10 protein-coding genes and 1 pseudogene are annotated in these 11,170 nt (G+C 70.1%); 8 read left to right on the top strand and 3 right to left on the bottom strand.

Annotated elements, in window-relative coordinates; genetic code table 11:
- Positions 1–65: 65 nt before the first annotated feature.
- The 6 genes from H0H10_RS18805 to H0H10_RS18780 are packed head-to-tail and all read left to right on the top strand — an operon-like array spanning position 66 to position 4,996.
- Positions 66–728 (top strand): hydrolase, encoded by a 663-nt coding sequence (locus tag H0H10_RS18805; protein WP_188179849.1) that lies wholly within the window; start codon positions 66–68, stop codon positions 726–728.
- Between the two features lie 47 nt (positions 729–775).
- A complete protein-coding gene (locus H0H10_RS18800) occupies positions 776–1,300 on the top strand; it encodes a DoxX family protein (protein ID WP_188179848.1) in 525 nt (174 codons plus the stop codon).
- On the top strand, positions 1,293–2,024 hold the full coding sequence (locus H0H10_RS18795) for a YoaK family protein (protein WP_188182168.1): 732 nt from the start codon (positions 1,293–1,295) through the stop codon (positions 2,022–2,024). The genes H0H10_RS18800 and H0H10_RS18795 overlap by 8 nt, the downstream gene beginning before the upstream one ends.
- Complete coding sequence (locus H0H10_RS18790; RefSeq protein ID WP_188182167.1) at positions 2,021–3,652, top strand: MFS transporter; 1,632 nt, start codon at positions 2,021–2,023, stop codon at positions 3,650–3,652. Before H0H10_RS18795 ends, H0H10_RS18790 begins: the two co-directional genes overlap by 4 nt.
- A gap of 11 nt (positions 3,653–3,663) precedes the next feature.
- Positions 3,664–4,644, top strand: coding sequence for a pirin family protein (locus tag H0H10_RS18785; RefSeq protein WP_188182166.1), 981 nt, complete (start codon positions 3,664–3,666; stop codon positions 4,642–4,644).
- 10 nt (positions 4,645–4,654) lie between these two features.
- Positions 4,655–4,996 (top strand): GNAT family N-acetyltransferase, encoded by a 342-nt coding sequence (locus H0H10_RS18780; protein WP_188182165.1) that lies wholly within the window; start codon positions 4,655–4,657, stop codon positions 4,994–4,996.
- Positions 4,997–5,138: 142 nt separating this feature from the next.
- On the opposite strand, the gene H0H10_RS40980 is transcribed toward H0H10_RS18780, so the two are convergent.
- The 3 genes from H0H10_RS40980 to H0H10_RS40005 form a co-directional block, all read right to left on the bottom strand.
- Positions 5,139–6,089, bottom strand: coding sequence for a tetratricopeptide repeat protein (locus H0H10_RS40980; RefSeq protein ID WP_309141834.1), 951 nt, complete (start codon positions 6,087–6,089; stop codon positions 5,139–5,141).
- Between the two features lie 200 nt (positions 6,090–6,289).
- Positions 6,290–6,799 (bottom strand): hypothetical protein, encoded by a 510-nt coding sequence (locus H0H10_RS40010; protein ID WP_309141833.1) that lies wholly within the window; start codon positions 6,797–6,799, stop codon positions 6,290–6,292.
- Positions 6,800–6,805: 6 nt separating this feature from the next.
- Positions 6,806–7,318: an ATP-binding protein gene (locus tag H0H10_RS40005; protein ID WP_223180094.1), complete on the bottom strand. Its 513-nt coding sequence runs from the start codon at positions 7,316–7,318 to the stop codon at positions 6,806–6,808.
- A 71-nt stretch (positions 7,319–7,389) separates the two neighbouring features.
- Here H0H10_RS40005 and H0H10_RS41270 point away from each other — a divergent pair.
- Together H0H10_RS41270 and H0H10_RS18770 are read left to right on the top strand one after the other, a co-directional pair.
- A pseudogene (locus tag H0H10_RS41270) lies at positions 7,390–7,497 on the top strand (esterase); the annotation flags it as partial.
- Positions 7,498–7,985: 488 nt separating this feature from the next.
- Complete coding sequence (locus tag H0H10_RS18770) at positions 7,986–10,355, top strand: helix-turn-helix domain-containing protein (protein ID WP_223180093.1); 2,370 nt, start codon at positions 7,986–7,988, stop codon at positions 10,353–10,355.
- The last annotated feature ends 815 nt before the right edge of the window (positions 10,356–11,170 follow it).

The raw sequence follows: 11,170 nt of genomic DNA, 5'->3' as shown, positions 1-11,170 counted from the left end.
CCTTCTTTTCCGGATCGCGGGCGACCGTCCGTGATCGTTGCAACCCATCATTGAAAGGTATTCTCATGGTCGACATTGCTCAGGTCACTGCTGCTCCGAGCCCGGACCTGCTGACTCCGGACAACTGTGCGGTGCTGTTCGTGGACCACCAGCCGCAGATGTTCTTCGGCACGGGCAGCGGTGACCGTACCGCGATCATCAACGCGACGGTCGGTCTGGCCAAGGCTGCCAGGGTCTTCGGTGTTCCCACGGTGCTGAGCACGGTGGCCGCGGAGTCCTTCTCCGGTCCGCTGATGCCGCAGCTCGCGGACGTCTTCCCCGGTCAGGAGATCATCGACCGCAGCACGATGAATGCCTGGGAGGACACCGCCTTCGTCGAGGCCGTCAAGGCGACGGGGCGTAAGAAGCTGGTGATCGCGGGCCTGTGGACGGAGGTCTGTGTGGTCCTGCCCGCGCTGTCCGCGCTCGCCCAGGGCTACGAGGTCTACGTCGTCACCGACGCCTCCGGCGGCGTGAGCCCGCAGGCCCACGAGCACGCCGTCCAGCGGATGGTCCAGGCCGGCGTGGTGCCGGTGACCTGGGTGCAGGTGCTCCTGGAGCTCCAGCGTGACTGGGCCCGTCAGGAGACGTACATGCCCGTCATGGACGTCGTGAAGGAGCACGGCGGCACCTACGGTCTCGGGGTCGTCTACGCGCAGTCCGTCATCGGCGAGCACGCCGCCGGCTGACCCGCTTTACACGGTTGACGACACACGTCAGGAACAGGCACAACGCGATGGACAGCGGACTGTTGGTGCTCCGGCTGGTGGTGGGACTCCTCATCGCCGGGCACGGAGTGCAGAAAGTCAGTTTCCGGCTCGGGGGCAACGGACTGGCCGGGGGGACCGAGGAGTTCCGCCGTGACGGCTTTTGCGGCGGGAGACTCACCGCACTCGCCGCGGGCGGCAGCCAGATCGGTGCCGGCCTGTTCCTGGCGGCCGGCCTCCTCACTCCCCTGGCGGCGATGGCCGCCATGGGAGTGATGACGGTGGCCGGCACCGTCAAACGGCACAAGGGGCTGTGGGTGCAGAACGACGGATACGAGTACCCCCTGGTCCTCGTCACCGTCGCCGCGGCCCTCGCACTCACCGGCCCCGGCCGCTGGTCGCTCGACCACGCCTTCGGACTGACCGCCTGGCCGCTGTGGGTCCCGCTCGCGGCGATCGTCACCGGACCGGTCAGCGGGCTGATCACCCGCGCCGCACTGACCCACCCGCCCGCCACCGGCGACACCACGCACGAAGAGAGGCCGCATGCGTAGGCTGCTGACCGACGCCGCCCACACACTCCTGCCACCCAAGGGCGACCCGCACGGGCCGCTGCCACCACTCATGCTGGTGCTGACAGTGGTCACCGGCCTCATCGACGCCGTCAGCTACCTGGCACTCGGCCGGGTCTTCGTCGCCAACATGACCGGCAACGTCGTCTTCCTCGGCTTCGCCCTGGCAGGCGCGCCCGGCCTGTCCGCGGCGGCGTCCCTCGTCTCGATGGCCTCCTTCCTGGCGGGAGCACTGGCGGGAGGCAAGTACGGCACCCGGTTCGCCGCCCACCGCGGCCGGCTGCTGACCGTGACAACGGCCATCCAGGCCGTCCTCGTCGCCGGCACCGTGATCGCGGTCGCGGCCGCACACGGCGACGTCACCACCCCCGTCCGCTACACCCTCATCGTGCTCCTGGGCATCGCCATGGGCATGCAGAACGCAGTCGCCCGACGGCTTTCAGTCCCCGACCTCACCACCACCGTCCTCACCCTCACCCTCACAGGACTGGCCGCCGACACCTCACCCACCGCAGGAGCCAAGCCGGGCCGGCGCATCCTCTCCGTCCTCGCCATGTTCCTCGGAGCCCTCGCCGGCGCCCTCCTCCTGCACCACGTCGACCTGCTCACCATCCTCGTACTCACCCTGCTCCTCCTCACCGCCACCTCGGCAACCACACACCGCCTCTCGGCCTCCACCCCCACCTGGACCAGGCCCCCCACATGAGCATCCCCGAGGAACCGGCCTGGGCTCCGCTGGCGGCGCGCGTCTTCCGCGCGCTGTGGATCGCGCAGCTGGTGTCGAACACCGGTACCTGGATGCAGACGGTCGGCGCCCAATGGCTGCTCGTCGGGCACAGCGCGTCCCTGGTGACGCTCGTGCAGACCGCGTCCAGCCTGCCGGTCGTCCTGCTCGCCCTGCCCTCCGGTGTCCTGGCCGACCGGTACGACCGCCGCAAGATGCTCCTGGCCGCACAGTTCTCCATGCTCACCGTCGCCACCGTGCTGACGGTGCTCGCGTTCCAGGACGCGCTCACCCCGACTGCCCTGTTGGTCCTTACCTTCCTGCTCGGGTGCGGCACCGCGCTGATGGGTCCCGCCTGGCAGGCCATCCAGCCGGATCTGGTGAGGCGCGAACAACTGGGTCAGGCGGCGGCGCTGGGGGCCGTGAACATGAACCTGGCCCGCGCCGTGGGCCCCGCTCTCGGCGGCGCGGTGGTCGCCGCGGCGGGCGCAGGCTGGGTCTTCGCCTTGAACGCCCTGTCCTATCTGGGCATCGCGGCGGTACTGCTGCTGTGGCGACGGCCGACGACGTCCCGGACCACCGCTCACAGCGAAGGGCTCCTGGCTGCGGTGCAGGCCGGCAGACGCTACGTCTGGCACGCCCCCGGCGTCCGCCGGGTGCTGCTGCGCACGGCCCTGTTCATCCCGGGCGGAGCGGCGCTCTGGTCGCTGCTGCCGCTCGTGGCCAGCCGTTCGCTGGGGCTGGGCTCGGGCGGGTACGGGCTGCTGCTCGGTGTTGTCGGGGCCGGTGCGGTGGGCGGCGCCGTCGCCCTGCCAGCGATCCGGCGCAGGCTGGGGGCGAACGGCGCCCTGGCAGCGGGTGCGGTGGTCTTCGCCGGGACGCTGGTGATCCTGGCGACGGTCGGCCAGCCCTGGCTCGCGGGCGCCGCTCTGTTGCCCGCGGGTCTCGCCTGGATCGGCGTGCTGTCCACCCTCAACGCCGCCCTGCAGCAGCGGCTGCCCAGCTGGGTCAGAGGCCGGGGACTCGCCGTCTATCTGGTGGTGTTCCAGGGCGGGCAGGCGCTGACCGCACCGGTGTGGGGCGCTCTGTCCGACGGCCTCGGCCTCAGTGTCGCTCTCCTGATCGGTGCCAGTCTGCTGCTCGCCGGCGCGTTGAGTGTGCGCCGGTGGCCCCTGTACGCGGCGGACGGTGTGGATCCGAGCCCGTCCGACCACTGGCCGGTACCGCACCTGATGTTCGAACCCGGACCGGCCGAGGGACCGGTCCTCGTCTCCGTCACCTACCGGATCGCCCCGGAGAACTGGGCTGCCTTCACCGCGCGCATGGAGCACGTGGCCCGCTCGCGACGCCGCACCGGAGCGCTGACATGGGGGCTGTTCCAGGACGGCGCGGACCCCGGCCGGTTCGTCGAGACCTACATGGTCGCCTCCTGGGCGGAGCACCTGGCCCAGCACCACAGCCGCCTCACAGCCAATGACCGCCGCTACGAGGAACAGGCGCGCGAACTGCTCGTGGACGGCACCGCACCCGCGGTCACCCATGCCTTCGACGCCACCGCCGGACCCGTGGTGGCCACGGAGCCGGGGAATGACGGCATCCGACGAGAATGAAAGGCACCGCGATGAGCGGCCATGGACCGAACCCCGCCGGACGACTGCGCACCACTGATCAGCACGGTGGCCTCCCTCCGCAGGTCGAGATCCTCACTGCGCGGGACGTCCCCCTGGGCGGCCCGAGGGCGATGACCGTGCGGCGCACACTGCCGCAGCGGGCCAGGACGCTGATCGGCGCTTGGTGCTTCGTGGACCATTACGGTCCCGACGACGTGTCCGAGACCGGGGGCATGGATGTCGCCCCGCATCCGCACACCGGCCTGCAGACGGTCAGCTGGCTGTTCAGCGGTGAGATCGAGCACCGGGACAGCCAGGGCAATCACGCCTTCGTGCGGCCCGGCGAACTGAACCTGATGACCGGCGGACGCGGCATCAGCCACTCAGAGGTTTCCACCGCCCGTACCCGGATCCTGCACGGCGTCCAGCTGTGGGTGGCACTGCCACGGGAGCACCGGCGCGCCGGCCGTTCCTTCCGCCACCACGTACCGACACCGCTTCGGCGGCACGGCTCCACGCTGAGGGTCTTCCTCGGGAGTCTGGCCGGCCGGACCTCACCGGTGCCGACGTTCACCCCGCTCCTCGGTGCCGAGATCCTCCTCGATCCGCACTCGACAACCACCCTCCCGGTCGATCCGGCCTTCGAGCACGGTCTCCTGGTCGACCAGGGGGAGGTGGGCATGGGCGGTACTCTCCTGCACCCCGCGGACCTGGGCTACCTCTCCCCCGGGCACGACACGCTGACCTTGGTGAACGACACGGACGTGCCCGCCCGCGCCGTCCTGCTGGGCGGCCCGCCGTTCGGCGAAGAGATCGTCATGTGGTGGAACTTCATCGGCCGTAGCCACGAGGACATCGTCGAGGCCAGGCAGGCGTGGCAGGACGGGTCCGACCGTTTCGGCGACGTCGACGGTTACGACGGTGACCGCCTGCCCGCCCCCGCCCTCCCCAACGCCATCATCGCCCCCCGAAAGAACCCCGACGCTTCCTGAGAGGCTCATCATGACCCGACCCACCAGCACACCAACCGTCCAGCGTGTGGACGACAAGCACCGCTACGAGATTCACGTCGACGGTCGCATGGCCGGTTTCACCGCGTACCGGGACCGCGACGACCAGCGAGTCTTCTACCACACGGAAATCGACGACGCGTTCGCCGGTCAGGGCCTGGCCTCGCAGCTCGTCCAGCAAGCCCTGACCGATGTCCGTGACGCGGGCAAGCGCGTCGTCGCGGTCTGCCCCTACGTGGCGAAGTACCTGACCAGGCACGACGAGTTCGCAGACCTCGCTGACCCGGTGACCCCCGAGATCCGTAGGTGGCTGGACCAGACGCTGACGCACTGAACCACGAAAGCCCCGCTCCCCCAGCTTGTGATCAAGCCTGACGGGAGCGGGGCTGCACCTGGTCCAGGACCGGTTCGAACCAGACCGAGAGCGCCTTCTCGGGCAGGACCCTCATTCGTGCGGTGGGTTACCGAGGCGGTGCTCAGGGGGTGTCGAGGCGGGCGAGGCGTTCCCGAGCCTCGGTGAGGAAGCTGGGGTCGGCTGCCTCACCGAGGGACACGCATCGGGTGAAGGCATCCCGAGCCTCGTCGCGGTGCCCGGCGCCCAGCAGGGCGTCGCCGAGGCGGATCAGGGTGCGGCTCTCCAAGCCTTCGTTGCCGCTGTCGCGCCCGACTCTCACGGCGGCCTTCAGGTGGCCGATGGCCTCGGGCCAGTTCTTGAGGTAAGCGTGGGAGTGGCCGATGCACGCCTCCAGGTTCAAGCGAGCGCAATCGGCGATATGCGGTTCAATGCGGTCGCCGACCTGGTCGAGGAAGGCGAGCGTGCGCAGGTGCTCCGCGATGGATTCCTCGTGCCGGCCCGCGAAAAACAGGTTGTGGCCTGCACTGCCCATGGCCTGGAGGGTGCCGTGGAGATCACCGGCGGCCTCGAAGAGCCTGGCAGACTCGCGGTTGTGATATGTCGCGGCAGCGTGGTCACCGAGCAGAGAGAGGGTCCAGGCACTGTAGAAGTGGGCCCAGCCCTGCTGAGGGAAGTCCGCGGCACGCTGGGCGGCCGTGAGGGCCTGTGCGGCACGCGCGAGGCTGTCGTGGTGGCGGCCCTCGCAGAGCAGCAGGGCCCAGGCGTGGTAATTGAGGTGGGTGGCTTCGAGGAGGGGGTCGCCGAGGGCACGGGCGCAGTGGGCGGCGGTGGCGAAGACCTCGGGCCAATGTCCCCAGTAGATCCACTGGTCGGAGAACCAGTGCAGGGCTTCCGCGACCTCCACGACGGTGGCATGGTCGCCCGCGGCGGCGGCGGATCGCAAAGCGGCGAGCCAGTTGTCGCCTTCGGCCTGGAGCCACTGGCGGGCGTGCTCGGCCGTGGACAGGTCGACGGTGCCCTTCCAGGTAGCGGATGGGGTGCCGTGGTCGGGTTCGTACCAGCGCCCGGCCACGACGGTGGTCTCCAGCAGCCAGCGGTGCAGCCCCGCCCGCGCCGTCTCGGACTTCCCGGGGGGCTCCTCGGCGTGCAGCCGGCTGCGGGCATACAGGCGCAGCAGGTCGTGCAGGCGGTAGCGGTCCTGGTCGGTGCCCAGCAGACCGGTCTCGACGAGTTCCTCGACGGTGTCCTCGGCGTCGAACAGCGACTGCCCGGTCAGCTGAGCTGCCCGGCGGCACTGACATCGGGGCCGTCGACCAGGGGAAGCAGCCGGAACAGGCGTGCCGCGGTGGGAGTCAGCTGGCGGTAGGACAGGTCGAAGGCCGCCGAGAGGCGGAGGTCGCCGGCGGTCAGCGTGTCCAGGCGGCGTTCTTGCAGCGCGAGGCGGTCGGCGAGGCGGCGCATCGTCCAGCCTGTGCGGGTGGCCAGCCAGTTGCCCGCCACGCGCAGCGCCAGTGGCAGATGCCCGCAGCGGTGGGCGACCTCGGCCAGCGCGCCAGGGTCCGCGTCAACGCGCTCCCGTCCCACCAGGGCGATCAGGAAGTCGGCAGCTTCGACGGGGGAGAGTTCGCCGATGGGCAGGCGGTGGACGCTCTCCAGGCCGGTGAGCATCCTCCGGCTGGTGATCAGCACCATCCCCGCGCCCGCCCCCGGCAGCAGCGGGCGCACCTGGGCCTCGTCCCGGGCGTTGTCCAGCACCAGCAGACACCGCCGCTCGGCCAGCACCTTCCGCTACAGCTCCGGGTGACCCTGCGGGCCGTCCTTCGCAAGGTCCCGGTCGGCCACGCCCAACGCCTTCAGCGCACGCAACAGGAGCTCGGCCGTGTCGGGCGGACTGTCGTCCAAGCCACGCAGGTCCAGCATCAGCTGTCCGTCCGGGAAACGCCCGGCCAGATCGCGGGCGGCCTGCAGCGTCAAGGTGGTCTTGCCCGCTCCCGGCGGCCCGGACACCGCTGCCACCACAGGCAGCCCGGCGGTCGCCCTGTCGGCCAGTGCCGCCAGTTGGGTCAGCTCCGCTTCCCGGCCGACGAAGTCGTCGATGCTGCGCGGGAAGGCACGCACGCCGGCCGGACTGTGGCGAGGGCTGCGACCGGACCGGGCGGCAGCCAGCAGCCGCTCCCGCGCCTGCTCGCCCAACCCCAGCCCGTCCGCCAGCGCGGCGACCGTTCTCCGCTGGGGAGTCGCCCGCCGACCGCGCTCCAGATCACCGATCCCTCGGACACTGACGCCCGACGCCTCCGACATCGCTCCTGAACAGGGGCGAAGCGCCCAGCGGCGAGAAGAATCCTACGGCGACCGACCAGGGGCACCGGCCCGGTCCGGTCAACAGTGCGCGGATCGTCAAGCCCGCAGGTGCGGAGGGCATGCTGCCGGTGATCCTCTACATCCACGGCGCCGGATGGGTCTTCGTGAACGTGCCAACCACGGGAGGTGAGGGGACGATTACAGGCGATACGGAGCGGTCATTCCGCGCGGCGGCACACGGCGGCCGGTGTGTCGCCCAGCAGGCCGGAGGATGGGGCGGGTTCAGACTGAGAGGGTGACCCGTTCGAGGGGAGCAGGACGGGTCACCACGTGTTGGCGGTTGTCACGGCGTGGCCTTCCAGGTCTTGTACAGGAGGCCCTTGCGGGGGGTGGTTCCGGCCGGCCGGTGTACCGGACGGCGGGTTGTCGGCGATCTGGTCGCGGACGGTCCCTCCGCCGGGTGGGGGCGCGGCGTTCCCGGCGTTACTTGTGCAGCACGCTCCGGGCGCGACATGAACTGCGTCTCCGGCCGTTGGGTCCCTTGAACTCCGAACCGGGTGGCCGGTGGCGGGATCACCGGCAGGCTATCGAGACGATCGCCTGGAAGTAACGCACAGCAAGGGAGCAGCAGGGCTCTCGGCCTCCGTAGGGACCCAGCTCGTGCGTCATGCATACAATCGGCGTCGTGAGTACGGGAGCGGGTGGGGGAAGCGTCGGAGGGACGCCGTTCGGTCGACTGTTGCGAGCATTGCGGCTGGCCCGCCGCTGGACCATCGAGGAGCTTGCCGAGGCGTCCGGCGTCTCGGTGCGCGCGATCGGTGACATGGAACGGGGCCGCAGTCTTCGTCCGCAGCGCGGAACGGTCACCGCGCTGGCCCAGGGTCTGGAACTGGACGAGGCGGCGCACTCCGAACTCCTGGCGGCCCTCCGCGCCGGACGTCCCGCGGCGAACCCCTCCATCCCGCCGGCGTCGCCCTGCGCGCTGCCCCGAGGTGTTCGGGACTTTGTGGGCCGGCATGCGGAGCTGGCCGCGTTGCGTGCCCTCGTTCAGCAGTCCGTCACCGAGTCTCGGACGGGGAACAAGGCGGTGCGCTCACCGGCACCGGTGGCGGTGCTGTTCGGGCCGCCCGGCAGCGGCAAGACAACCTTGGCGATCAGACTGGCCGAGGAGTCCGCTCCGTCCTTTCCGGATGGAGCGTTCCTGATCGACATGCGGGGCCTCGACGCACAGCCGCTCTCGGCGGATCAGGCCGTGCTGAGCCTGCTGGGCGCTTGGGGCGTGGCCGACGCCGAGCTGGGCCGGCAGAGTGCCGAGGAGCGTCTCGCCCGGTATCACGCGACCGCAGCCACTCTCCGCGCGGTCGTCGTCCTCGACAACGTCGGCAGCGAGGCACAGGTCAGACCGTTGCTGCCGCGCGAGGGCGGGCTCCTACTCGTGGTGAGTAGCCGACGCACGCTCGCCGGCCTGGAGTCAGTGCACCGTGTGGAGCTCGGCGCACTGACCCGGGAGGACTCCGCCTCACTGCTCCGGGCCGTGGTCGGCGCCGACCGCACAGACGCGGAGCCCGCGGCTGTCCTCGCCGTGACCGAGTTGTGCGGGCACCTTCCCCTGGCCCTGCGGGTGGCCGCCAACTGGGCAGCCACCCGCACCAATTGGAGCCTGCAACGGCTCGCCGACCGACTCACTGACGAGGAGCGCAGGCTCGACGCTCTCAGCGCCGGAGACCTTCGTGTCAACACCGCCTTCGCCCTCTCCTATTCGCGGCTGGCACCTGGCACCGCCCGCATGTTCCGGTTGCTGTCGCTGGTGCCCGGGGCGGATTTCAGCGTTCCGTCGGCGGCCGTGCTCGCGGAAACATCCCTGCCGGCGGCCGAAGACCTGCTGGAGGAGCTACTCGACGCGGGCCTGCTGATGGCCTCCCGCGGCGACCGCTATCGCTTTCACGATCTGCTGCGGCTGTACGCGGGGGCTCGCCACCGTGCCGAGGACGGCGACGGGGCGTCGGTTGCCGCGAAAGCCCGCCTGCGCGCATGGCTGCTGGACATGGCTGTCCTCGCGGGCCGCTGGTACGAGCCGGACCACGGTGCACCGCCGCCGGCCACCGGCAGGCTGGTCGCCCTCGCCGACCGCGAGCAGGCGATGCGGTGGATGAAGACGGAGAGCGACAACTGGCTCGCCGCCTTCCGTGAGGCCGTGGAGGCCGGAGAACACGCCAAGGTCATCAAGGTCGCGGACGCGACGACCTGGTTCTCCGACCACTGGGTGTCCTGGGGGCACTGGATCGAGGTCTACGAACGCGCCGCCGAAGCCGCGGCAGCCCTGGGCGACCTCGTACGGGAGGCCACGCACCGCAACAACCTGGCAGGGGCCTACTGGATCGGCGAACGCCGCCACGACAAGGCCGTCGCCGAAGCCGGGCGTGCGCTCGCCATCGCAGAGAAGTGCGGGGACGTGACTCAGCAGGCGTGGGCCCACCACCATCTCGGCGGACTGCACGCTCTGGTCGACGACCTGCCGCCTGCCGCAGACCACTATCAGCGTGCCAAGGAGCTGTTCGCGCAGGCCGACGAGGTCAACGGGTACCTGGCGGCGTCGAACATGACTATCAGGGTGGCGGAGAAGGCGGGTCGCCCACGGCAAGCCGTCGCTGCCTATGACGAGGTGATGGACCTCCTCGCCGCTCCCGATTACCGCGACCGCATTCCGCCCAACGTGCGGGACACCACGATTACGTTCGCCACCTTCTACGTGTCGTTCGCACATCTCAACCAGGGGCGCTGGCAGGAGGCCGTCGACGCCTTGCGTGTCACCGGGGACAGGCTCGAGGCCCACGGCTGGCACGAACGGGCGGGCATGGCCCACCTGCACTTGGCTCACGCACTCGTCCACCTCGGTCAGCTCGCCGATGCGGAGACGGAGTACCGTGCCGTGCTCGCCATGGCAGACCTTGTCCCCCCGACCATGCTGGACGATGCCCGTGCGGCCCTGGACGCCCTCGCCACCGGCACGCCGTCACCTCCCACCCACTTCGTCTGATCCAGATCAGCGGCCACGGAACCGGCGCCACGATCACTCACACCTTCACAGGAGCCCGGCGTGCTCCCGGCAGGTACACCAGCGACGTCCGCCGCCTGCACAAGTACAACGCCGGAAGGCTGGCGGTCGCAAACGTCGTGCTCGAGCAAGGCACCGATGCCGGCGCCTTCATAGGGTCTTCAGCTACCGGAGACGATGTCCCGCAGCATGTCAGCTACCCGGTGTCGACGATCAGCGGCTTGCGCAGCTCAGCGGGCCCTCACCTCGCCGAACCGCGTCCCTTCCATCCAGTCCCGGCGGGCCTGCACAATCTGCGCCACCGACCCAGTTCCAGAACAACCGGATCGCGCCTGATCCTCAAGGGCACCATGCGCCCTTCTTTAACCGTCCCCTGGTGGCCAATGTTCGGAACCGGTGGGGCCGGATTGATCGTCCTGGGGAGCATCGACTGCTTGCCGGAGTAAAGAGCCGCAGAACGCCCCTTCGCCTCAAGGCGCCCTGCTATAGCCAGCGACGGCAACCAGGGGGCAAGCCCCTGTCCGAGCAGCACACCATATGCCCGAGTTCGACGCAGCGTAGTCAGCACCAAGTCAGCACGGGATGGGTGAAGACAGGTGATGACGTGGGCTTTTAGTCAGCACCAAACCAGCACGGGAGTCAGCACTGCGACACCAAATCATCCTGAACGTCACTTCCCGGACAGCGCTCGTTAGCGGCCTCGCCGGGCCCCTGAACCGCGCTTCCTTGAGTCAGCATGGTGGCCGCGCGCATACCCAGTCCCCGAACTATGGTGCCCCGCCACATGTGCCCCTGAC

The organism is Streptomyces griseicoloratus (assembly GCF_014534645.1).
GTDB lineage: Bacteria > Actinomycetota > Actinomycetes > Streptomycetales > Streptomycetaceae > Streptomyces > Streptomyces griseicoloratus.
The sequence above is the reverse complement of the archived record's forward strand: the minus strand, read 5'-3'. Positions and strand labels throughout refer to the sequence as shown.